This is a genomic window from Sphaerotilus natans (assembly GCF_900156335.1).
In the GTDB taxonomy this organism is placed as follows: domain Bacteria; phylum Pseudomonadota; class Gammaproteobacteria; order Burkholderiales; family Burkholderiaceae_C; genus Sphaerotilus; species Sphaerotilus natans.
This window is the reverse complement of record NZ_FTMZ01000001.1, coordinates 235,975-257,124: the sequence shown is the minus strand read 5'-3', so window position 1 is coordinate 257,124 and position 21,150 is coordinate 235,975. Positions and strand designations below refer to the sequence as shown.

Genomic DNA, 21,150 nt, shown 5'->3' with positions numbered 1-21,150 from the left:
CGCGAGGAGGACCCGATCATGACCACCCCGTTCCATGCCCCCCAGGAAGAAACACTCCGCCACGCCGATGCTCCCGAGGAGCCGGCCAGCGACCGCCGCCGCTGGCTGCGCCAGGCCGGCGCGCTGGTGCTGACGCTGGGCGCCGGCGATCTGGCCTTCGGTGCGACGCTGGTGGCGGTGCGGGTCTGGCCCTCGGCCGACTACACCCGGGTCACGCTCGAGTCCGATGTCGCGCTGGAAGCGCAGCATTTCATCACCGAAGGCCCGGCGCGGCTGGTCATCGACATCGACGGGCTGGAGCTCAGCGCGCAGCTGCGCGAGCTGGTGGCGCGCGTCGGCAGCGACGATCCGCAGATCGCCGGCGTGCGCATCGGCCAGAACCAGCCGCGCCGGGTGCGCATGGTCTTCGACCTGAAGCGCCAGGTCGCGCCGCAGGTCTTCACGCTCGCGCCGATCTCGCCCTATCGCCACCGGCTGGTCTTCGACCTCTACCCGAGCAAGGCACCCGACCCGCTGCTGAGCCTGGTCAAGGAGCGCGAGAGCGCACCGGTCGCGAAGGCGCCGGTCAGCGCAAGCGGCATGAACAGCGCGAACAGCGCCGACAGCGCGGAGGCCTCGCAGCGGGCGGCCTCCGACATCGAGGATGCGCTGGGCGAATTCATCGGCCGGGTCGATCGCCCGGTGGCGCCGCAGGACGGCGCACCGGTGCCGCCGTCTGCATCGCCCCAGCCGCCGCGTGTGGCCGCCTCGCCCGCACCGGCGCCGGCGGAAGGCGCACCCGCGGTGCCGCCCGGTCGTGGCGGCATCAACCGGCTGGTCATCGTCGCGATCGACCCGGGCCACGGCGGCGAGGATCCCGGCGCGATCGGACCGACCGGCCTGCGCGAGAAGGATGTCGTGCTGGCGATCGCCCGGCAGCTGCAGGAGCGCATCAACGCCCGCCCGGGCATGCGCGCGATGCTGACCCGCGACGGCGACTATTTCGTGCCGCTGCAGGAGCGGGTGCGCAAGGCCCGGCGGGTGCAGGCCGACCTGTTCGTCTCGATCCATGCCGACGCCTTCATCACGCCGAAGGCCCGCGGCGCGTCGGTGTTCGCGCTGTCGGATTCCGGCGCCACCAGCACCACCGCCCGGCTGATGGCCCAGCGCGAGAACGCGGCTGACGCGATCGGCGGCATCAATGTGCGCAGCAAGGATGCGCATGTGATGCGCACGCTGCTCGACATGAGCACCACCGCGCAGATCCAGGACAGCCTGCGCATCGGCCGCGAGGTGCTCGGCCACATCGGCCAGGTCGGCCGGCTGCACAAGCAGCAGGTCGAGCAGGCCGGCTTCGCGGTGCTGAAGGCGCCCGACATTCCCTCGATCCTGGTCGAGACCGCCTTCATCTCGAACCCCGAAGAGGAAGACAAGCTGCGCGATCCGGGCTACCAGTCGCAGCTGGTCCGGGCGCTGTATGTCGGCATCACCCGCTACTTCGCGCGCAATCCACCGCTGGCGCGGGTGCGCATGCTCTGAACCCGGGGGCGGCCACGTCATGCGGGTGCAGTAATCTGCGCGCATGAGCTCCCGCATGGCCCCACCCTTCTTTCGTCCGGCGCTGACCGCCCTTGCGGCGGCGGCGCTGCTGCCCCTGTCGCTGCCCATGGCCCGTGCCGCCGCGCCCGAGCGGCCCGCCGCGCCGAGCGAGCGGGTCTGCCCCGCCGGTCTGCCCGAGGCCACACGCTGCCTGTCGGGGCGCGACCACCTCGGCGCCTGGTACTGGATCGCGGTGCCGAAGGACTGGAGCGGCGTGCTGGTGGTGCACGCGCACGGCGGCCCGTCGCTGGGCGAGCCGACGCTGGCACGCGTCACCGGCGACCTGCAGCGCTGGAAGGTCATGCTGCAGGCCGGCCACGCCTGGGCCGGCACCAGCTACCGCCAGGGCGGCTTCGAGGTGCTGGCCGCCGGCGAGGATGTCGACCGGCTGCGCCGCATCGCGGTCGAGGCGCTGGGCCAGCCGCGGCGCACCGTGCTGCACGGCCAGAGCTGGGGCGCGTCGGTGGCCGCGCGCATGGCCGAGCGCTACACCACGCCCGACATCCGCCCCGGCCAGACCGCGCCGGGCCCGCAGCCCTACGACGGCGTGCTGCTGAGCAGCGGCGTGCTGGCCGGCGCCACCCGCGCCTATGACGTGCGCGTCGACCTGCGCGCGGTCTACCAGGCGGTCTGCAACAACCATCCGCGCCCGGACGAGCCGGTCTATCCGCTGTGGATGGGCATGCCGCCGGAGTCGACGCTGACCCGGCTTGATGTCGCGCAACGGGTCGACGACTGCACCGGCGTGCAGCGTCCGCGCGCCGAGCGCAGCACCGAGCAGCAGAAGCGCCTGGACACGCTCACCCGCGTGCTGCGCCTGCCAGAAACCGCGCTGATCGGCCATCTGCAGTGGGCGACCTGGCATTTCCGCGAGCTGACGGTGCGCAAGCTCGGTGCGCGCAATCCCTTCACCAACGAGGGCGTGATCTACAGCGGCAGCGCCGACGACGAGGCGCTGAACCGGCGCGTGCCGCGGCTGCGCGCCGACCTGGCCGCCCGTGCCGAGCTGGCCCGCGACGGCGACCCCACCGGCCGGCTGCTGCTGCCGACGCTGGCGCTGCACGGCATCGACGACCCGGTCGCCTTCGTCGAGATGGAGAGCCGCTTCCGCGACACCGTCACCGAGGCCGGCGCAGCCGAGCGGCTCGCGCAGGCCTACACCCGCGATGCCGGTCACGAGTACCTGTCGGATGCGGCCTATGTCAGCGCGGTCGACGCGCTGCTGGACTGGGCCGGCGGTGGCGCCCGGCCGGATGGCGCGGCGCTCGAGCAGCGCTGCCGCGCGCTGCCGTCTCGCTGGAATCCGACGCAGGACTGCCGCTTTGCGGCGAGCTACCAGCCCGCCGCGCTGGAGGCGCGGGTACCGATGCGCGGACCGCAGTCGCCGCTGGAGTTTCCGCCGCCGGCGGCCGGCATCCGCCGGCCCTGAGCGCTCAGGCCGCGGCGCGGGCCTCGTTGCGACGCGCCTTCCAGGCGCCGAAGATCGCGATCAGGCCCGGAATGATGATCAGCGCCCAGATGATCTTGCTGAGATTGGCCTGCACCCAGGGCAGGTTGCCGAACAGGTAGCCCGCCAGCGTCAGGCCGATGACCCAGAGCATCGCGCCGACGACATTGAACATCACGAACTTCGCGCGCGTCATCTCGGCCACGCCCGCCACGAAGGGCGCGAAGGTGCGGATGAAGGGCATGAAGCGCGCGATGATGATCGTCACGCCGCCGTGGCGCTCGTAGAAGTCGTGCGCCTGCATGAAGGCGCGCTTGTTGAAGAAGCGCGAGTTCTCCCACTGGAAGACCTTCGGGCCGAAATGGCGACCGATCGAGTAGTTCACCTGATCGCCCAGCACCGCCGCGACCAGCAGCAGCGCCATCGCCAGCGGCAGGTTCATCAGCCCGGCGCCGCACATCGCGCCGACGACGAACAGCAGGGAGTCACCGGGCAGGAAAGGCATCACCACCAGGCCGGTCTCCACGAAGATGATCGCGAACAGCAGCGCGTACACCCAGGCCCCGTAGGCCGCGATGAACTCGGCCAGGTGCTTGTCCACATGGAGGATGAAGTCGATCAGGAAGGGAATCATGTCCATGGGCGGCGAGATTAGCATCCGAAGTGTTGTGCGCATTACGTCACGCTGGTCCGGATCCACGAATTTCAGCAGGGGACAGGACTTTTTGCGCTGGGCACACTCGCCCCCACGAAACACGGGGTTGACGCCCAGAAAAGCACGAATCGATGCACCGGAGAAGTCTTGTCCTGGCGGGCGCTGCCGCGCCGCTGGGCCTGCTGCCGCCTCGTGCGCGGGCCGCAGCCACCCCGATCCTGATCGGGCGCACCGCGCCGCAGCAGGGGCCGACTGCGGCGATGGCGCGCGCCCATGCGACCGGCGCGAACCTGGCCTTCGAGGCCAGCAATGCGGCCGGCGGCATCAGCGGGCGGCCGATCCGCTGGGCGGACCTGGATGATGGCGGCGATCCGGCGCGTGCGCTGGCGCTGGCACGCGCACTGATCGTCGAGCAGCAGGCGCTGGCGCTGTTCGGCTGCGCCGGCAGCCCGAGCCTCGCCGCGCTCGAGCCGCTGCTGCGCGAGCACGGCGTGCCGGCGGTCGGCGCGGTGGCGGTGGCCGATTCGGTGCGCTCGCTGTGCCGGGGCGTCGGCTTCTTTCCTCGTGCCAGCCACGCCCAGGAAGCCGAGGTGCTGGCGCGCCACCTGGCCACCGTCGGGCTGCAGCGGGTGGCGATCGCACACACCGCCACGCCCTTCGGCCAGGAAGGCCTGAAGCTGATCGGCGATGCGCTGGCCGCGCAGCGGCTGCAGGTGGTGGGATCGGCCGCGCTGACCGCCGAGGACGCCACCGCGCAGGAGGCCTCGCGCAAGCTGATGGCGCTGTCGCCCCAGGCGGTGGTGCTGTTCGTGCCCGGCAGCCAGGCCGCGGCCATGATGGCCACCGCCACCGGGCTGAAGCGCCATCCGGCCTTCTTCGGCCTGTCGATCGTCGGCGACGACGAGGCGATGCGCCGCATCGGCCCGCAGGCGCGCGGGCTGGCGCTGACCCAGGTCACCCCCAACCCCTGGCGGGAGACCGACCGGCAGATGGAGCTCTACCGCCAGCAGGCGCGCGCTGCCGGGGTGGAGATCGGCTACGCCAGCCTGGCGGGCTGGATCGACGCGCAGGTGCTGATCGAGGCGCTGCGCCGCTGCGGCGGGCAGCTGCAGCGCCCGCGCCTGACCGCGACGCTGCGGGTGATGCAGCTCTTCGTCGCCGGCATGGCGATCGACTTCAGCCGCCAGGACCTGGGCGGCTCGCGCTTCGTCGATCTGGTCCAGCGCAGCGAGTCCGGCCGGTACCTGGGCTGAAGCGCACCTTCCTACAATCCGGGGCATGACCCTGCCCCCGACGACCGCCCCGCTGGCCCCACCCTCCCGCCGCCCGATCCGCGAGCTGCCCGACGAGCTGATCAGCCAGATCGCCGCCGGCGAGGTGGTCGAGCGCCCGGCCTCGGTGGTGCGCGAGCTGGTCGACAACGCGCTGGACGCCGGCGCCACCCGCATCACCGTGCGGCTGATCGCCGGCGGCGTGCGCTCGATCGTCATCGAGGACGACGGCCAGGGCATCGCGCCCGAGGAGCTGCCGCTGGCGCTGCGCCGCCACGCCACCAGCAAGATCGTCTCGCTGGGCGAGCTCGAGCAGGTGATGACGATGGGCTTTCGCGGCGAGGCGCTGGCGGCGATCGGCTCGATCGCCGAGCTGTCGATCACCAGCCGCACGCCCGAGGCCTTGCACGCCCAGCGCATCGACGGCCGCACCGGCGAGCTGCAGCCGGCCGCACGCGCCGTCGGCACGACGGTGGAGGTGCGCGAGCTCTTCTTCTCGACGCCGGCGCGGCGCAAGTTCCTGAAGTCCGACGCCACCGAGCTGGCGCACTGCCTGGAGGCGGTGCGCCGCCATGCGCTGGCGCGGCCCGAGGTCGGCTTCGAGGTCTGGCACGAGGGCCGGCTGGTCGAGCAGTGGCGCCCGGGCGACGCGCAGCAGCGCCTGCGCGACGTGCTCGGCGAGGCCTTCGCGCGCGACAGCCGCGAGGTGGCGCTGCAGCTCGGGCCGCTGTCGGTGCGCGGCCGTGCCGGCCTGCCGGAGACCGCACGCGCCCGCGCCGACCTGCAGTACGTCTACGTCAACGGCCGCCATGTGCGCGACCGGCTGCTGGCGCACGGCGTGCGCGCCGCCTACGAGGACGTGCTGCACGGCAGCCGCCAGCCCAGCTATGTGCTGTTCCTGGAGATCGCGCCGGAGCGGGTGGACGTGAACGTGCATCCGACCAAGACCGAGGTGCGTTTCCGCGATTCGCGCGAGGTGCACCAGGCGGTGCGCCGTGCGGTCGAGGCGGCGCTGGCACCCTCGCGCAGCAGCCCGGCGCCGGCCGAAGCCGCGGCGGCCGAGGCGCCCCTGCCGGCCCCGAAGGCGCCGCCCGTGTCGGTGCCCGAACCGGAGCGCTCGCCCGCACCGGCGCCGCGTCCCGCCCCCGCCTGGCACGCGCCGGCGCCGGTGCAGGGCCGGCTGCTGCTCGAACAGGCCGCGCAGCTGCACGCCCGCGAGCTGCCGGCGCCGTGGCGTGCGCCCGCGCCGGCGCCCGCCGCATCGGAACCCGCCCGGGCCATCGCCCCCGTCACGCCCCCGGTGCCCGCGCACGCGCCCACGCCCGAGTCCACCGATAGCGACTGGCCGCTGGGCCGCGCGCTGGCGCAGCTCGGCGGCGTCTACGTGCTGGCCGAGAACCGCCACGGCCTGATCGTCGTCGACATGCACGCCGCGCACGAGCGCATCGTCTACGAGCGGCTCAAGCGGGCGGTGGCCGAGACGCACGGCGACGGCCAGGATCGCGCGCTGGCCTCGCAGCCGCTGCTGATCGCCGCGACCTTCGCGGCCACGCCGGCCGAGGTGGCGGCCGCGGAAACCCATGCGGACACGCTGCAGCAGCTCGGGCTGGATGTGGCGCCGCTGTCGCCGGGCGTGCTGGCGGTGCGGGCGGTGCCGGCGGCGCTGCAGGGGGCGGATGCCGCCGCGCTGGCGCGCTCGGTGCTGGCGGATCTGGCCGAGCACGAGGCCAGCACCCTGGTGCAGCGCGCCCGCGACGAGCTGCTGGCGACGATGGCCTGTCACGGCGCGGTGCGCGCCAGCCGCCGGCTCACCATCGAGGAAATGAACGCGCTGCTGCGCGACATGGAGCGCACCGAGCGCGCCGACCTGTGCAACCACGGCCGCCCGACCTGGCGCCAGGTCACGCTGCGCGAGCTCGACACGCTGTTCCTGCGCGGGCGCTGAGGCCCTACGCACGCGCAGTCGCGCGTGCAGTCGTGCGCTCAGTCGCTGACGGTGCGCACCTCGTCGATGCTGACCAGCCCGGCCAGCATCTTCTCGACCGCATCCTGGCGCAGCGTGCGCAGGCCTTCCTGCAGGGCCTGGCGGTGCAGGTTCCAGGCCGGCGCACCGGCGCGAATCATGCGACGCAGCTCGCGACTGACGAACATCAGCTCATGCGCGACCGCACGCCCGCGCAGCCCGGTGCCGCGGCAGCGCTCGCAGCCGGCGCTGTGGTAGCGGCGCAGCTTGCCGTCGCGGCCGTGGCGGATCAGCCAGTCGGCGCGCAGCTGCTCGCGCGCCTCTTCGGCGGCTTCGACATGGCCGCCGTGAAAATGGCCCTCGATCCATTCGGCGATCTCGGGCTCGCGCGCGGAGCGGCTCATCCGGCAGCTGCTGCAGAGCCGGCGCATCAGGCGCTGCGCATGCACCGCCTGCAGCGTGTCGCCCAGCAGCCAGCGATCGACGCCCAGGTCGAGCAGGCGCTGCACCGCCTCAGCGGTGTTGCGGCCGGTGGTGGTGGCCAGCACCAGGCGGCCGGCGGCGGCCGCCTCCAGCGCGAGCTGCGCGCTGTCGACATCGCGCAGGCCGTCGATCGCGATCACGTCGGCATCGGCCTGCAGCACCGCCTGCAGCGCGGCGGCCATCGGCCGGCCGGCGCGGGCATCGACCTCGATCTGGCGCACGCCCGGCAGCGTCGCCTCCAGGCGCTCGCCCAGCGAGACGATCTTGCGCTCGGGCTGGTTGAGCCGGCTCAGCTCGGCCAGCAGCGTGGTGGTGCGCCCGGATCCGGCCGGACCGACCCCCAGGATCAGGCCACCGCCCGGGCGCTCCAGCAGCGCGCCCAGGCGCTCCTGGTCAGGCGCGCTCAGGCCCAGGGCCTCGAACTTCAGCGCCTTGAGCCGGGTCGGCAGGCCGATGACGATGTCTTCCATCCCGCCGTGGGTCGGCAGCGTGGTCACCCGCAACTCGATGCGGTGCTGCGGCATCAGCCGCGCGAAGGCCAGCCGACCCGACTGCGGCCGGCGGTGCTCGGCCACGTCCAGCTCGGCCAGCGACTTGATGCGCGCCATCAGCCCGGTGCGCCAGCGCCCGGGCAGCTCGGTGTGCGGCTCCATGCGGCCGTCGCGGCGCAGCCGCACCCACAGCTTGTCCTCGCTCGGGTGGTTCTCGATGTGGATGGCGCTGGCGCCCTTGCCCATCGCGTCGGCCACCAGCGTGACCAGCAGTTGCTGCACCGGATGGTCGCGGCCGGCCCGCACGCCCTCCGCCTCGCGCGGTTCGCCCGCCGGCCGGGAGCTGTCGGCCGGTGAGCCGGTCGACGCCGAGGAGGCTGGCGCGGTGGCTGCCGGCAGGGTGGCCGGCGTGTCGGCCGCCTCCGGATCGACCGGCACCGGCAGATCGGCGTAGGCGCGCTCGATCGCCGCCTTCAGGTCGCCGGCACCGGCCAGCGCCGGCGCGATCGCGCAGCCGCTGAGCTCGGCAAGCTGCTCGAGCACCGCCTGGCGCGACACGTCCTGCATCGCCACCACCAGCCGGCCGGCGCGGTGCACCAGCGGCAGCACCTCCAGCACCCGGGCCGTCTCCAGCGGCAGCCGCGCCAACGCCTCGTTCTGCGGATGGAAATTCGTCAGGTTGACGACCGGATAGCCCATCTTGCGCGCCATCGCCACCCGCAGCTGCTGCGGCGTGACCCAGTCGCGCTCGAGCAGCACCTCGCCGAGCGGCTGCACCCGCTCGCTGACCTGCTGGCCGAGCACCTCGTGGAGCTGCTCCTCGCGCAGGTAGCCCAGCGCCACCAGCGCCTCGCCCAGACGCACCATCGGCATGCGCGCCTGCTTGTCGAGCGCGGCCAGCAGCTGGTCGGGCGTGACGATCTGGCGTGCGACCAGGATCTCGCCGAGCTTCTGCCCGCGCGAGCGCTTCTGGATCTGCATCGCCTGCTCGACCTGCGCCGGCGTGACCGCAGCCTCCTCGACCAGCAGCGCACCGAGCCGCTCGCCGAGCACCGCCCGGTCATAGGCCGCACGCGGCAGCAGGCTGCACTGGACCGCGCCCCGGTCGTCCAGCGGCATGAACAGGAACAGCCCGACCTCGTTCTCGACATGCCCGACCGTGACCCCGCCAAAGCTGCCGCCGCCGGCCAGATGCACGGTGAAGGGCTGGGCCGGATGGTGCTCGAGCACCTGCGCCTGCGCCTCGCTGAGCGGCTCGGCGGGCGCCGGCAGGCCCTCGCGGCGCGACAGCGGCAGGATCGGCGCCTGCAGCGTGATGCGGCGGATCTGGTCGAAGCGCATCGGCAGCGACACCCGGTCCGGCGGCACCTGCACCCGGGCGATGCCGGCGGCTGGCTCCAGCGCGACCAGCAGTCCGCTCATCAGGTTGCCGCTGCGCCCCTCGATCTCGACGGCCAGCGGCTCGCGCTGCGGCTCAGCAGGTGGATAGGACGCAAACGGCGGCATCGGCCAGACAAAAGGCTCGGCCGCCGCGCGGCGCGACCGGGCGGCCGGGGCCAGCGCGGACCGCAGCGAGGCAGCGCCCGTCTCGGGGGCGGGCTGGGAAGGAAGCTCGGACAGGTCGGACATGGGCGTTCCAGAAGGGGCGGCAAGGCTCTCGGCGCGATGCTAGGCAGGTCACCCGGCCGGCGAAGGCCGGAAATGAGCCCCCAATGCGGCGCTGCGGCCCGCACCAGTACCAAGCCCGCCCGCCGCTCAGAGCCGCGAGATCAGCCAGGCCAGCTTGTCCAGCGCCAGCCGCGCCTGCGTCAGCGCCTCGGCGGTGCCGCGCGCGCCGGCGGTGGCGGCCGAGATGTCGCGTGCGCCCACGCACAGACGCAGCGCGGTCAGCGCCTGGCCGTCGCGCACGCCGCAGACCACCGGCTGGCCGATCTGGAAGCGCAGCTGCGCCAGCAGCGGCACACGCTCGCCCGCCTGGGGCTCGCGCATCTGTCGGTACAGCCAGGCCATTTCCTCCGGACGCAGCGGCCGCCAGGACGGGCCCTCGCGCCGGCGCAGCAGGAAGGGAAAGATCGTCGGCTGCAGATCCCAGGAGGCGGTGTCGACACCGCGGGTGCGCCAGTCGCGCGAGCGCGCCAGCGGCGTGACCGGCAGCGGCTCGAAGACCGGATCGTCGGTCAGCCGCGCCGAGACGGCGTCGCCCCACTCGCGCAGGAAGCCGGACACCGCGGCCTGCGACACCTCGCGCAGCCGGCGCAGCTCGGCCAGCGCCGCCTCCCAGCGCAGCAGCAGGCCCGGGTTCGGGCTGCCGGGCAGCTCGCGCGCGCCCGGCCAGGACCGCGGCCAGTCGCCGCGGGCGCTGTAGGCCCGCAGCGAGCGCAGCGGCCGGCGCCGCGCCCGCGCCGCCAGCGCCGGCGGCAGCAACAGCGCCGCGCTGAAGACCGGTCCGCCCAGGAACTTCGAACCGGTCAGCGCCACGCCAAAGTCCTGGCGCAGGCAGGCCGCCACCGATTCCGGCGCCAGCCGGAACTGGCAGGCATCGACCAGCACCTCCAGCCGCTCGCCCCAGCGGTGGCGCAGCCGCAGCGCACAGGCCGGCGACGGCGCCACCAGCCCGGTCTTGGACACGTCGACCAGCACCAGCAGGCAGCGCCGGCCGGCGCGCAGGATGCGCTCGGCCTCGGCGGTGAAATCCGCATCGATCTGCTCGACCGCGCGGGGCCGGCCGTCCATCTCGCGCAGCGCGACGGTGCGCGGCGCCTCCATCGCGCTGCCGGGCAGAGCCAGCCCGGGCACCACCGTCGCGCCCTGGGCGCTGCGGGTGTTGAAGTGGCGCGCAGCCAGCGCCTTGGGCACGCCGCTGCCGGTCTCGGCCGGATCGGCCATCAGGGCCTGCAGCGGCGCGGCGGTCTCGTCGCCATCGGCCAGCAGCTGGCTGGCGATCAGGTGCAGATCGGTGCCGGAGGCCGACAGCACCACCTGCGTGCCGGGCACCTGGTCCGCGCCGGAGAGCGCCAGCAGCTCGGCACGCACCCGGTCGACCTCGCCTGGCCAGCAGCCCGGATCGGCGCCCAGACGCAGCATCAGCCGCGAGGCTGCCTCGAAGCCGCGCGCCGACACCACCGACGCGGTCGACGAGCCCAGCGCGATCAGCCCCGGATCGGGCCGGGACGGACAGCCGTAGAGGTTCAGGCCCTGCGCATCGAGCTGCAGCCGCGTGTCGCCGCCCTGCGTCAGCCAGTAGGCGGTCGCCTCGGCCAGCTCGGGGTCGTCGATCAGCGTGGAGGCGGTGGCCATGGCGGCGTGAGAGCGGGTGGACAGCAGAGTGCGCAGAACGATGGACGAGGCGCGGTGCTCGATCTGCGCCGTCATCGGCCAGCCTGCCGTGCCAGCAGGGCTCGGAAGGCCTGCCGGACACGCCGCATCGCCGGGTGCTTGTACGGAAACATGTCCTCCGGATCCATCGAGTGCACCACCGCGCCCGGATCGACCTCGAAGACCAGCAGGCGGCCGTCGGGCATCTCGGCGCAGTCGATCACCAGATAGTCCAGGCCGAAGCGCGCACCGATGCGGCGCAGCGCCTCGGCATGGCGCGCGCCGAAGCCGGTGTCGAAGCCGGTCATGAACTCGGCCTCCTGCTGGCGCTTGAGCGGGCAGTCGGTCATGCCAGCGTTCAGGTAATGCACCATCCAGTGCGAGGACACGCCCAGATGGCCGGCAAAGGCCTGATCGCCGACCAGCACGACCCGGCACTTGCGGAACTGGCCGTCGGCGCCGCGGTAGTCGATGAAGCTCGACAGGTAGAAGGCCTCGCCGGCGGTCGCCGCCAGGTAGCCCGCCAGCGCGGCCGGCGTGTCGACCTTCTCCAGGTCGTGGCCGGCATGCGAGTCGAGCGGACGGATGATCAGCGGCCAGGCGGCGTCGGGCAGCAGCGTGCCCAGCGGGCGCGTGCCCTCGGCCAGCTCCTGCAGCACGCCGCGCTCATGCAGCGCGGTGGCCGGCATCAGCAGGCCCGGCACATCGTGCAGCATCTGCCAGGCCTCGTCGCGCGAAGTGTGCAGGATGGCGCCCGGCCGGTTGACCTGCCGCAGCCCCCAGCGCGCGCGCTGCGCCTCCAGGCGCGACAGCAGCGGGCGGCTCGCGGCCGACTCCGACACCGCGGTCCACACCACATCATGCGGCGGCAGCGTCTCGGGCAGCGGCTCGCCCGGCAGCAGGTAGAGCATCGACAGCTCGATGTCGCTGCCCTCGCACAGGAAGGGCAGCGGCGCATTCGTCATCAGGTCGCCGGGCATCATCAGCGCCAGCAGCCGCAGCGGCCGGCCCTGGGCCGGCGGGCACGGCGCCTCCAGCCGGTACAGGCGGCTGACCTGCAGCGCCTGCGCCTGAGTGGCCAGGCCGACCTCGCGCAGGCCCTGCAGGAACAGCGCAGTGGAGAGGTCCATCAGCGCCTCGGCATCGTGCTCGTCGGCGCCGGCGCGATCGATCAGCGCCTGCGCCAGCGGCCGCAGATCGGTGCCGCGAAAGGCCTGGGTCATCAGCGTGGCCAGACCCAGCAGCGGCTTGCGGGTGGCAATCGGGGAAGCGGTCACGGTCATCGGGAGCTTTCGTCGGAAAGGATCGGCAGGCCTGCGCCGGACACCCGCGCCTGCCGCAGGCGCAGTTGTCCGAAGTGATGCAGGGCCTCGAGCAGCAGGTCGAGGTCGGCCTCGACGGTGCGGTGATTGACCAGCGCGACGCGCACCGCGGTGCGCCCGCCGATCATGGTGGTGGACGGCGCGGCCACGCCGCTCTCGTGCAGGTCGGCGACCAGCTCGGCGTTGAGCGCGTCGAGCGCGGCCTCGTCGAGACGCGGGCCGTCGGCCGGGTCCGCCGCCGCGCCGACATAGCGCAGGCAGACGATGTTGAGCGCCACCGGCGCGAGCAGCGCCAGCCGTGGGTCGGCCTCGACCCGCTCGGCCAGCCGGCGCGCCAGGCGGCAGTTCTCGGCGATCGCCGCGCCCAGGCGCTCGCGGCCGTGGGCCATGACGGTGAACCAGACCTTCAGCGCCCGGAAGCCCCGCGACAGGTCGGGCCCGAGGTCGCAGGGCCAAGGCGAGCCGGCCGCCAGCCCGCGCGGATGGCGCGCCAGATAGGCCGCCGGCGAGGCGAAGGCCGCCAGCTGCGCGGCCTGATCGCGCACCAGCACGAAGCCGGCGTCGTAGGGCACCTGGCCCCACTTGTGGAAGTCCAGCGCCAGCGAGTCGGCGCGCTCGATGCCGGCCAGGCGGGGCGCCAGCCGGGGCGACAGCCGCGCCAGCGCACCGAAGGCGCCGTCGACATGGAACCAGAGCCGCTCGGCCGCGCACAGATCGGCCAGCGCCTCCAGATCGTCGATCGCGCCGACATCGACCGTGCCGGCGGTGCCCACCACCAGGAAGGGCTGCAGGCCGGCGGCGCGGTCGGCCGCCAGCATGCGGCGCAGCGCAGCGACCTCGATGCGGTGATCGGCGTCCACCGGCACCCGGCGCAGCGCCGCGCTGCCCAGCCCGGCGATCGCCATCGCCTGCGCGACGCAGCCGTGGGCGGCCGCGCTGGTGTAGGCCACCAGCCGCAGGCCGTCCGCGCCCAGCCCGTCGCGGCGCGAATCGACGCCCAGCGCGCGGGTGCGCGCCACCAGCACGCCGATCAGGTTGGCGGTCGAGGAGCCGGTCACCAGCAGGCCGGAGGCGGTGTCGGGAAAATCGAACAGCTCGCGCATCCAGTGCACCACCTGGCGCTCGACCTCCAGCGGCATCTGGTCACGGCCGCCGACATTGGCGTTCAGCCCGGCGGCGAGCATCTCGGCCAGCAGGCCCTCAAGCGTGCCGCCGCCCTGCACCCAGCCCATGAAGCGCGGATGCGCGTTGCCGACCGCATGCGGCAGCACCTCGGCCATGAAGCGCCGATGCAGCTCGGCCACCGGCACCGGCTGCGCCGGCAGCGGCTCGCGCCAGCGCGCGCGCAGCGCCTCGGGAATCGGCCGCCAGACCGGCTGCTCGCGCAGCGTGCGCAGGTGGCCGATCATGTCGTCGAGCATGCGGTGGGCCTGGGCGCGGAAATCCTCCCAGGCCGCCGGATCGGCGGGATCCAGCGACGTCGGCGAGGTCGGCGAACAGGCGGCGGTGTCAGTCATCGTGACACGAGGTTATTTGCCGGATCGGGAAAACATTAGCGGGATGAGAGCGGGAAAGCCGGCCCGCCAAGAAGGATCGCGGCGGGGCACGGGGCTTGCTGGACAATCGATCCATGAGCACGCCCGCCGCCCTGCCCCGCCCGCTGCTGGTCCATCAGGCCGACCTGATCGCCACCTTCGACGACACCCGCCGCGAGCTGCGCGGCGCCAGCCTGCTGATCCGCGGCGAGCAGATCGCGGCGGTCTACGCGGCGGGCGAGGTGCCGGCGCCGATCCTCGACGAGGTGCGCGCCCATGGCGAGGTGATCGACGCGCGCGGCCACGTCGTCACGCCGGGGCTGGTGAACACGCACCACCACATGTACCAGTCGCTGACCCGCGCCGTGCCCGCCGCGCAGAACGCCGAGCTGTTCGGCTGGCTGAAGACGCTCTACCCGATCTGGGCCGGGCTGACGCCGGAGATGGTGCAGGTCTCGACGCAGGTCGCGATGGCCGAGCTGCTGCTGTCGGGCTGCACGACGAGTTCGGACCACCTCTACATCTACCCGAACGGCGTCACGCTCGACCACCAGATCGAGGCGGCGCAGCAGGTCGGCATGCGCTTTCACGCCGCGCGGGGCAGCATGAGCGTGGGCGAGTCGGCGGGCGGCTTGCCGCCGGACCACCTCGTCGAGCGAGAGGACGCGATCCTGGCCGACACGCAGCGGCTGATCGAGACCTACAACGACAACGGCCGCTACAGCCGGCTGCGCGTGGTGGCGGCGCCGTGTTCGCCGTTCTCGGTCAGCCGGGAGCTGATGCGCGACTCGGCGGCGCTGGCCCGCAGCCTCGGCGCGCGGATGCACACCCACCTGGCCGAGAACGACCACGACCTCGCCTACAGCCAGTTCAAGTTCGGCATGACGCCCACGGAATACGCCGAGAGCGTGGGCTGGCTGGGCGAGGACGTGTGGCACGCGCACTGCGTCAAGCTCGACGCGCACGGCCTGGCGCGCTTTGCCGCGACCGGCACGGGGGTCGCGCACTGCCCATGCAGCAACATGCGGCTGGCCTCAGGGATCGCGCCGATCCGGCGGATGCTGGACGCGGGCGTGCCGGTCGGCCTCGGCGTGGACGGCAGCGCGAGCAACGACGCGGCGCACTTGTTGAACGAGGCGCGTCAGGCGCTGCTGCTGGCGCGGGTCGGGCGGGCGATGCAGCCGCCGGAGAGGGACGCGGGCGGCGTGCTGCGCTACGGCTGCGACCTCGGGCCGGCGGAGATGACGGCGCGCGATGCACTGGAGATCGCCACGCGGGGCGGCGCGAAGGTGCTCGGGCGCGACGACATCGGGCACCTGTCGGTGGGGATGGCGGCCGATCTGGTGCTGTGGCCCACGGGCGGTCTGGCGATGGCCGGCGGCGCGGTGCATGACCCGCTGGCGGCGCTGCTGCTGTGCGCGAGCCCGTCGGTGGCGTGGAACATCGTCGGGGGGCGGGTGCTGGTGCGTGAGGGGGAGTTGACGACGGTGGATCTGGGGCCGCTGGTGGAGCGGCATGATCGGTTGGCGCGGGTGCTGGTGGCAGGCAGCGACACGCCGGGCTGACACCCGCCGGCACCCTCGCGAAGGCGAGGGCCCACACCCCACCGTCACTGCGGCACCTCGTGGCTGCCTGCCTGCGGCCGCACCGGCACGCCGCGATCACCCCCGAATATCATCCAGCCCCGCCATCCGCGACGGCCGCAGCCGGGTCTTGGCCAGCGCGCCGGCCGGCTCCAGGATCGGGTAGGCGATCGAGCAGATGTGCGAGTTGATGCGCTTCAGGTCGCTGATCAGGTCCAGGTGCAGCGAGCTGGTCTCGATGCTGTCGGCCGTGTTCTCCTTCAGCCGGTCGAGGTGCTTGCCGGCATAGGCATGCTCGAGCTCGCGGAATCGCGCCTTCTCCTCGAGCAGGCGCTGTGCATCGCGCGGATGACCGTCGAGGAACACGCTCATGCCCAGGCGCAGATTGGCCATCAGCCGCTCGTGCAGATGGATGATCTCGGCCATGCCGGCCTCGGAGAAGCGGCGCTGCTTGCGGATCTTCTTGTCCTCCACGTCCTGCAGCACCCGCTCGATGATGTCGCCGATCTGCTCCATGTTGATGGTGAACGAGACGATCTCGGTCCAGCGCTGGCTCTCGCGCTCGGACAGCGGCTGGCGCGAGATCTGCGTCAGGTAGAGCTTGATGGCGCTGTAGAGCGCATCGACCACGTCGTCCATCTTGCGCAGCCGCTCGGCCTCGCCGAGGTCGTTGCCGCGGATGACCGGCACGATGCCGCGCAGCATCGTCTCGACCGCGTCGGCCTGGCGCAGCGCCTCGCGCGCGGCGCAGCTCAGCGCCAGCGACGGCGTGTCCAGCGCCAGCCGATCGAGGTGGCGCGGCGTGCGCTCGTCGATCTGCGGCGGCGGCGCCATCCAGCGCTCGAGCGCCTGCGCCAGCGGCTTCACCACCGGCACGAACAGCAGCGCCTGCGCCGCGTTGAAGATCAGGTTGAAGACGACGATCTGCTGCAGCACCTGCGGCACCCCCTCCTGCAGCCAGACATGGAAGGTCGCCATGAAGGGCGCGGCCAGCGCGCAGGCGGCGATCTTGAACACCAGCGTGCCCATCGGCAGGCGCCGCGTCGCCACGTCCGAGCGCAGCACCGACAGCACCGCCACCAGCGCCCGGCCCAGATTGGCACCCAGCACCAGCCCGAGCGCGGTCGGCACCGGCACCAGCCCCTGATCGGCCAGCGTCGCCACCAGCAGCACCACCGCCAGGCTGGAATACGACAGGATCGCCAGCACTGCGCCCACCGCCAGCTCGATGCCCAGATCATTGGGGATCGACACCAGCAGCGTGCGCACCAGCGGCGCCTCCACCAGCGGCCGGGTGCTCTCGACGATGAGCTGCAGCGCCAGCGTGATCAGCCCCAGGCCGATGCCGATCTGGCCGAGCTGGCCGGTGCTGCTCTTCTCGCGCGAGAGGTGCGCGACCACGCCGACGAAGATCAGCAGCGGCGACAGCCACGACAGATCGAAGGAATAGACCAGCGCCATCACGCTGGTGCCGATGTCGGCGCCGAGCATCACCACCAGCGCCGGCGCGGTGGCCACCAGCCCCTTGCCGACGAAGGACGACACGATCAGCGAGGTCGCGGTGCTCGACTGCACGATGCAGGTCACCACCATGCCGGAAAGCATCGCCTTGGGCCAGGCGCCCATGCTGGCGGCCAGCATGCGGCGCAGGCTCTCGCCGAACAGGCGCAGCACGCCGGTGCGCACCAGCTGGGTGGCCCAGATCAGCAGCGCGATCGCAGCGAACAGGTTCAGCAGATGCAGCATGATCCCCCCTTCGGAGCCAGCCCGGCCACCGCGCCCGATGTTCCAGGCCTCGGGAATGCGCCGATGGCGTGCACATGCACCAACTGTATACAGTCGAATGCACAGTTTTCGGGAGTTCCTGAAAACCGGGTCGTGAAGTGCTGCGACAGACTGGCCTCCGTATTGCGTAGGTCACCGGCATGTTCCGGTGGATCGTTCGGAACCGATTTTTTCATCATGAGTCGTTCATGAGTCGTGCCAGCTCCCTGATGCCCAAGGCCCTGCAGGCCGATGCCAGCCCCCCGACCGAGGGCGACAGCGCCGATCCCGGCGCCACCATGACCCGGCGCATCGCCGAGGCGATCACCGCGGCGATCGTCGAGCGCCGCCTGATGCCGGGCACCAAGCTCGCCGAGCAGCCGATCGCCGACATCTTCAAGGTCTCGCGCACCATCGTGCGCCAGGCGCTGATGCAGCTCAGCCGCGACCGGCTGATCACGCTGGAGCCCGCGCGCGGCGCCTTCGTCGCCCGGCCGAGCGTCGAGGAGGCGCGCCAGGTCTTCGGCGTGCGCCTGATGCTCGAGACAGCGATGGTGCGCCAGCTCGCGCGCGACATCACGCCGGAACAGGTCGAGGAACTGCGCGCACATCTGCGCGCGGAAGCCTCGGCGGTGCAGCGCACCGACGTGCCCGGACGCACGCGGCTGCTGGCGGACTTCCACATCATCCTGGCGCGCCAGCTCGGCAACGAAGTGCTCGCGCAGCTGCTGGCCGACCTGCTCTCGCGCTCCTCGCTGATCTCGCTGATGTACCAGTCCTCGCATTCGGCCGAGCACTCGCAGGCCGGCCATGTGCAGATCGTCGACGCACTGGCCTGCGGCGATGCCGACGAGGCGGTGCGGCTGATGGAGGCGCACATCGCCGAGGTCGAGAGCAATCTGCGCCTGCACCCGCGCATCGCCGATCTCGCCACGGCGCTGGCCCCGGCCGCCGGCCCCTGATCCCGGACCGCCCCGGTTTTTCGGCTTGCGAGGCGCGCACGGATATTGCAAGCCAGGTTCTCCGCAAACTGTATACAGCTTGGAGCCCACAACGATGTCCGTTCTCTCGCCGATCCGACGCACCGCGATGGTGCTTGCCGCTGCCTCGACGCTGGGCCTGCTCGCCAGCCCGGCGCACAGCCAGGAGACCCCGGTCAAGTTCCAGCTCGACTGGCGCTTCGAGGGTCCGGCCGCGCTGTTCCTCGCGCCGGTGGCCAAGGGCCACTTCAAGGCCGAGAAGCTCGACGTGACGATCGACGCCGGCAACGGCTCGGGCGGCACCGTCACCCGCGTGGCCTCGGGCACCTACGACATGGGCTTCGCCGACCTGGCCGCGCTGATGGAGTTCCACGCCAACAACCCCACCGCGCCGAACAAGCCGGTCGCGGTGATGATGGTCTACAACAACACGCCCGCGGCGGTGCTGGCGCTGAAGAAGTCGGGCATCAAGACGCCGGCCGACCTGAGCGGCAAGAAGCTGGGCGCGCCAGTCTTCGACGCCGGCCGCAAGGCCTGGCCGATCTTCGCCAAGGCCAACGGCGTCAGCAACGTCACCTGGACCGCGATGGACCCGCCGCTGCGCGAGACCATGCTGGTGCGCGGCGACATCGACGCGATCACCGGCTTCTCCTTCACCTCGCTGCTGAACCTGGAGGCCCGCGGCGTCAAGACCGAGGATGTGGTCGTGCTGCCCTACCCCGCGCACGGCGTGAAGCTCTATGGCAACGCGATCATCGTCGGCGAGGCCTTCCTGAAGAAGAACCCGGAGGCGGTGAAGGCCTTCCTGCGCGGCTTCACCAAGGGCGTGAAGGACGTGATCGCCGACCCGAAGGCCGGCGTGGATCTGGTCAAGGCGCGCGACGGCATCATCAACGCCGACTTGGAGCTGCGCCGGCTGAAGCTGGCGCTCGAGGCCTCGGTGCTGACGCCGGATGCCCGGGCCGAGGGCTTCGGCGCGGTCAGCGGCCCGCGCCTGAGCCTGATGGCCAGCCAGGTGGCCGACGCCTTCGCCACCAAGGAGCGCATCAACCCGGACGCGGTCTGGAACGGCAGCTTCCTGCCCCCGGCCACCGACCGCAACCTCTTCGCCACCGCGAAGAAGTGACCGACATGACCGCACAGGACTGATGCGATGAGCGCCTTCGTCGATTTCAAGGATGTCTGGCTGGCCTACAACGACGAGCTGCTGGCCCAGCAGCAGTTCGCTGTCGAGGACATCAACCTGCAGGTCGGCGAGGGCGAGTTCATCGCCATCGTCGGGCCCTCGGGCTGCGGCAAGTCCACCTTCATGAAGCTGGCCACCGGCCTGAAGCGCCCGAGCCGCGGCACCGTCACCATCGGCGGCCAGGAGGTCACCGGCCCGCTGAAGATCACCGGCATGGCCTTCCAGGCGCCGAGCCTGCTGCCCTGGCGCACCACGATCGACAACGTGCTGCTGCCACTGGAGATCGTCGAGCCCTACCGCTCGTCCTTCAAGCAGAAGAAGGGCGAGTACCGCGAGAAGGCGCGCCGGCTGCTGGCCAGTGTCGGCCTGGCCGGCATGGAAGACAAGTTTCCGTGGCAGCTCTCGGGCGGCATGCAGCAGCGCGCCAGCATCTGCCGCGCGCTGATCCACGAGCCGAAGATGCTGCTGCTCGACGAGCCCTTCGGCGCGCTCGACGCCTTCACCCGCGAGGAGCTGTGGTGCGCGCTGCGCGACCTGCAGGCGGCGCAGAAGTTCAACGTCATCCTGGTCACGCACGACCTGCGCGAGAGCGTGTTCCTGGCCGACACGGTCTATGTGATGAGCAAGAGCCCAGGCCGCTTCGTCGTCCGGCGCGAGATCGACCTGCCGCGCCCGCGCGATCTGGAGATCACCTACACGCCCGAATTCACCGCCATCGTGCATGAGCTGCGCGGCCACATCGGCGCCATGCGCAAGCCCGTCGCCGGCCTCGCCACCGCATCGGAGATCGCCCAATGAACGCCCGCCAGATGGAACGCTGGTCGCCCTGGATCCTGCTGGTCGCGGTGCTGCTGCTGTGGCAGGCACTGTGCGCGGGCCTGGGCATCTCGGAATTCATCTTCCCGAGCCCGGCGGCGATCGGCGCGGCGCTGGCCGAGCATGCCGCCACCATCGCCGGCCACGCTTGGCGCACCTTCTGGGTGACGATGGCCGGCTTCGGCCTGTCGATCGTCGTCGGCGTGCTGCTGGGCTTCCTGATCGGCAGCTCGCGCGCGGCCTACGCCGCGGTCTATCCGCTGATGACCGCCTTCAACGCGCTGCCCAAGGCCGCCTTCGTGCCGATCCTGGTGGTGTGGTTCGGCATCGGCATCGGTCCGGCCATCCTGACCGCCTTCCTGATCAGCTTCTTCCCGATCATGGTCAACATCGCCACCGGCCTGGCCACGCTCGAACCCGAGCTGGAGGACGTGCTGCGGGTGCTGGGCGCACGGCGCTGGGACGTGCTGGTCAAGGTCGGGCTGCCGCGCTCGCTGCCCTATTTCTACGGCTCGCTGAAGGTGGCGATCACGCTGGCCTTCGTCGGCACCACGGTGTCGGAAATGACCGCGGCCAACGAGGGCATAGGCTATCTGCTGATCTCGGCCGGCAGCTCGATGCAGATGGGACTGGCGTTTGCCGGGCTGGTGGTGGTCGGCGCGATGGCGATGGTGATGTACGAGCTGTTCTCGGTGGTGGAGAAGCGCACGACCGGCTGGGCCCATCGCGGCTCGAACGCGCACTGAAGCGGCAAAAAGGCG

15 protein-coding genes are annotated in these 21,150 nt (G+C 72.2%); 9 read left to right on the top strand and 6 right to left on the bottom strand.

Going from position 1 to position 21,150, the window contains the following annotated elements:
- The first annotated feature begins 18 nt into the window (after positions 1-18).
- Together BW996_RS01205 and BW996_RS01200 are read left to right on the top strand one after the other, a co-directional pair.
- A complete protein-coding gene (locus BW996_RS01205) occupies positions 19-1,518 on the top strand; it encodes an N-acetylmuramoyl-L-alanine amidase (RefSeq protein ID WP_081838193.1) in 1,500 nt (499 codons plus the stop codon).
- A 55-nt stretch (positions 1,519-1,573) separates the two neighbouring features.
- Positions 1,574-3,007 (top strand): alpha/beta hydrolase family protein, encoded by a 1,434-nt coding sequence (locus tag BW996_RS01200; RefSeq protein ID WP_081838194.1) that lies wholly within the window; start codon positions 1,574-1,576, stop codon positions 3,005-3,007.
- Positions 3,008-3,011: 4 nt separating this feature from the next.
- Here BW996_RS01200 and BW996_RS01195 read toward each other — a convergent pair whose 3' ends face one another.
- Complete coding sequence (locus tag BW996_RS01195; protein ID WP_037483474.1) at positions 3,012-3,665, bottom strand: DedA family protein; 654 nt, start codon at positions 3,663-3,665, stop codon at positions 3,012-3,014.
- A gap of 146 nt (positions 3,666-3,811) precedes the next feature.
- On the opposite strand from BW996_RS01195, the gene BW996_RS01190 reads away from it, so the two are divergent.
- Together BW996_RS01190 and mutL are read left to right on the top strand one after the other, a co-directional pair.
- Positions 3,812-4,933 (top strand): ABC transporter substrate-binding protein, encoded by a 1,122-nt coding sequence (locus BW996_RS01190; RefSeq protein ID WP_037483477.1) that lies wholly within the window; start codon positions 3,812-3,814, stop codon positions 4,931-4,933.
- Positions 4,934-4,958: 25 nt separating this feature from the next.
- Complete coding sequence (gene mutL / locus BW996_RS01185) at positions 4,959-6,896, top strand: DNA mismatch repair endonuclease MutL (RefSeq protein WP_076458466.1); 1,938 nt, start codon at positions 4,959-4,961, stop codon at positions 6,894-6,896.
- Positions 6,897-6,934: 38 nt separating this feature from the next.
- On the opposite strand, the gene BW996_RS01180 is transcribed toward mutL, so the two are convergent.
- From BW996_RS01180 to BW996_RS01165, 4 genes are all read right to left on the bottom strand, one after another.
- On the bottom strand, positions 6,935-9,517 hold the full coding sequence (locus tag BW996_RS01180) for a GspE/PulE family protein (protein WP_051631648.1): 2,583 nt from the start codon (positions 9,515-9,517) through the stop codon (positions 6,935-6,937).
- Between the two features lie 126 nt (positions 9,518-9,643).
- Entirely contained in the window at positions 9,644-11,185 is a 1,542-nt protein-coding gene (locus tag BW996_RS01175; protein WP_076458499.1) for a hypothetical protein, read from the bottom strand.
- Between the two features lie 71 nt (positions 11,186-11,256).
- Positions 11,257-12,480, bottom strand: a complete 1,224-nt coding sequence (locus BW996_RS01170) for an ATP-grasp domain-containing protein (protein ID WP_139330684.1) — start codon at positions 12,478-12,480, stop codon at positions 11,257-11,259.
- 2 nt (positions 12,481-12,482) lie between these two features.
- A complete protein-coding gene (locus tag BW996_RS01165; RefSeq protein ID WP_037479087.1) occupies positions 12,483-14,042 on the bottom strand; it encodes a pyridoxal phosphate-dependent decarboxylase family protein in 1,560 nt (519 codons plus the stop codon).
- A 113-nt stretch (positions 14,043-14,155) separates the two neighbouring features.
- Between BW996_RS01165 and BW996_RS01160 the strand changes: the two genes are divergently transcribed.
- Entirely contained in the window at positions 14,156-15,625 is a 1,470-nt protein-coding gene (locus BW996_RS01160) for an 8-oxoguanine deaminase (RefSeq protein ID WP_037479090.1), read from the top strand.
- A 96-nt stretch (positions 15,626-15,721) separates the two neighbouring features.
- Here the strand turns inward: BW996_RS01160 and BW996_RS01155 are convergent, their stop codons facing one another.
- Positions 15,722-17,389, bottom strand: a complete 1,668-nt coding sequence (locus BW996_RS01155; protein WP_037479094.1) for a Na/Pi cotransporter family protein — start codon at positions 17,387-17,389, stop codon at positions 15,722-15,724.
- Positions 17,390-17,706: 317 nt separating this feature from the next.
- Here BW996_RS01155 and BW996_RS01150 point away from each other — a divergent pair, with 317 nt between their 5' ends.
- The 4 genes from BW996_RS01150 (at position 17,707) to BW996_RS01135 (ending at position 21,135) form a co-directional block, all read left to right on the top strand.
- A complete protein-coding gene (locus BW996_RS01150) occupies positions 17,707-18,369 on the top strand; it encodes a GntR family transcriptional regulator (RefSeq protein WP_375131189.1) in 663 nt (220 codons plus the stop codon).
- 94 nt (positions 18,370-18,463) lie between these two features.
- Positions 18,464-19,513 carry an ABC transporter substrate-binding protein gene (locus BW996_RS01145; protein ID WP_037479099.1) on the top strand — a complete coding sequence of 350 codons (1,050 nt, stop codon included), beginning with the start codon at positions 18,464-18,466 and terminating at the stop codon, positions 19,511-19,513.
- Positions 19,514-19,540: 27 nt separating this feature from the next.
- Positions 19,541-20,371, top strand: coding sequence for an ABC transporter ATP-binding protein (locus BW996_RS01140; protein WP_037479102.1), 831 nt, complete (start codon positions 19,541-19,543; stop codon positions 20,369-20,371).
- A complete protein-coding gene (locus BW996_RS01135) occupies positions 20,368-21,135 on the top strand; it encodes an ABC transporter permease (RefSeq protein ID WP_037479105.1) in 768 nt (255 codons plus the stop codon). Before BW996_RS01140 ends, BW996_RS01135 begins: the two co-directional genes overlap by 4 nt.
- Positions 21,136-21,150 lie beyond the last annotated feature (15 nt).

Excerpts from the sequence above, each read along its gene's own strand:
- mutL (WP_076458466.1), top strand. The coding sequence starts at position 4,959 with ATGACCCTGCCCCCGACGACCGCCCCGCTGGCCCCACCCTCCCGCCGC.
- BW996_RS01190 (WP_037483477.1), top strand. The coding sequence starts at position 3,812 with ATGCACCGGAGAAGTCTTGTCCTGGCGGGCGCTGCCGCGCCGCTGGGC.
- BW996_RS01160 (WP_037479090.1), top strand. The coding sequence starts at position 14,156 with ATGAGCACGCCCGCCGCCCTGCCCCGCCCGCTGCTGGTCCATCAGGCC.
- BW996_RS01155 (WP_037479094.1), bottom strand. The coding sequence starts at position 17,389 with ATGCTGCATCTGCTGAACCTGTTCGCTGCGATCGCGCTGCTGATCTGG.
- BW996_RS01200 (WP_081838194.1), top strand. The coding sequence starts at position 1,574 with ATGGCCCCACCCTTCTTTCGTCCGGCGCTGACCGCCCTTGCGGCGGCG.
- BW996_RS01180 (WP_051631648.1), bottom strand. The coding sequence starts at position 9,517 with ATGTCCGACCTGTCCGAGCTTCCTTCCCAGCCCGCCCCCGAGACGGGC.
- BW996_RS01145 (WP_037479099.1), top strand. The coding sequence starts at position 18,464 with ATGTCCGTTCTCTCGCCGATCCGACGCACCGCGATGGTGCTTGCCGCT.
- BW996_RS01165 (WP_037479087.1), bottom strand. The coding sequence starts at position 14,042 with ATGACTGACACCGCCGCCTGTTCGCCGACCTCGCCGACGTCGCTGGAT.
- BW996_RS01175 (WP_076458499.1), bottom strand. The coding sequence starts at position 11,185 with ATGGCCACCGCCTCCACGCTGATCGACGACCCCGAGCTGGCCGAGGCG.
- BW996_RS01195 (WP_037483474.1), bottom strand. The coding sequence starts at position 3,665 with ATGGACATGATTCCCTTCCTGATCGACTTCATCCTCCATGTGGACAAG.
- BW996_RS01150 (WP_375131189.1), top strand. The coding sequence starts at position 17,707 with ATGACCCGGCGCATCGCCGAGGCGATCACCGCGGCGATCGTCGAGCGC.
- BW996_RS01205 (WP_081838193.1), top strand. The coding sequence starts at position 19 with ATGACCACCCCGTTCCATGCCCCCCAGGAAGAAACACTCCGCCACGCC.
- BW996_RS01140 (WP_037479102.1), top strand. The coding sequence starts at position 19,541 with ATGAGCGCCTTCGTCGATTTCAAGGATGTCTGGCTGGCCTACAACGAC.
- BW996_RS01135 (WP_037479105.1), top strand. The coding sequence starts at position 20,368 with ATGAACGCCCGCCAGATGGAACGCTGGTCGCCCTGGATCCTGCTGGTC.